This window comes from Streptomyces sp. NPDC059564, assembly GCF_042735575.1.
In the GTDB taxonomy this organism is placed as follows: Bacteria; Actinomycetota; Actinomycetes; order Streptomycetales; family Streptomycetaceae; genus Streptomyces.
In genome coordinates, this window is the sequence record NZ_JBHWBP010000720.1 from 1 (window position 1) to 1,122 (window position 1,122).

The window sequence follows — 1,122 nt, forward strand, 5'->3', positions numbered from 1 at the left end:
GGGCCCCGGCAGCCGGTCCCCGACGCCCGCGACTTCCCGTACGTCATCGACGACCCGGAATGGGCCGGACGGCACGGCTACGGCAGCGACATCGACCGGAAACGGGAGGAGATCAGCAACGACGGAGTCAACGAGCGGTACTTCAAGAGCCTGCCGGAAGAGCGCAGGGCCCCCGCCATCGCGGCGGCCAACGGCGCCCGCCCGGACGGGCTGACCGCCCGCGCGCCGGACGGGCTGAGGATCACCCGCAGCCCCGACGGGTGCCAGTCGCAGGCCGAGCGCGGCCTGTACCCCGACCTGGCGGCCTGGTTCCAGGCACGGGTCACCGTCGACTCGCTGCCGCCCCTGCGGGGCGGGAAGGTGATCGGCGACGGCGCGTTCCGCGACGCCACGCAGAAGTGGTCCGCGTGCATGCGCACCGCCGGGTACGAGTTCCAGGACCCGGCTGCCGCACGGGCCGCGCTGCCGCCGCCGGACCAACCCCTCCCACGGGAGCGGGAGGTCGCCATGGCGGTCGCCGAGGCCGGCTGCGCGCGGGCTTCGGGCCTCGCGGAGACCGCCGCGCGGCTCGACCGCGCGTACGACGCCGAACTCCGGGAGGAGTACGGCACCGACGTCACCACCTGGCTCCGGCTCCGGCTCGACGCCTTGCCCCGCGCCCGCGCCGTCGTCGAAGCCGACGCGAAGCGGTGAGCCCGGACGCCGCGAGCACCATCGTCCGAACCATCAGCTGAGGGAGAAGCATGAAGTCCTTGCGCACGTTCCTCGTCACCGCGGCGGTCGCCGCACTGGCCGTCACGGCCACGCCCTTCACCGCCCACGCCGCCGACTCCCCGCCCGGGCAGCGGACGGCCGCCGTTCCCAACCCGCCGACCGGCCGCCTGCACGCGTACTACGACTTCTGGTACCAGAACGAGTGCGGGTCCTGGTCGGGCAGTGCGGCGTCGTGGGGCGAATGCAAGAACGTCGCCTCGTCGCTGTGGAACCTGCGCTACCCGGGCAGCCTCGACGACGTCTGGGTGTACTACAACAGCAACTACGGCGGCGCCGGGCGCGGCGTCTACAACGGCGCCGGCCTTCCCGACCTGCGGGACTGGAGCTTCGGGCCCGGCGGGGCCGGAG

The 1,122-nt window shown here is 74.0% G+C and carries 2 protein-coding genes; both read left to right on the forward strand.

The genetic code is table 11. The annotated features are described in order from the left end of the window. A partial coding sequence (locus tag ACFV0Q_RS41920) for a hypothetical protein (protein WP_385013382.1) occupies nucleotides 1–693 on the forward strand: 693 nt, incomplete at its 5' end. Nucleotides 694–743: 50 nt separating this feature from the next. Continuing rightward, the coding region (locus ACFV0Q_RS41925) for a hypothetical protein (RefSeq protein WP_385013384.1) at nucleotides 744–1,122 on the forward strand (379 nt) is incomplete at its 3' end.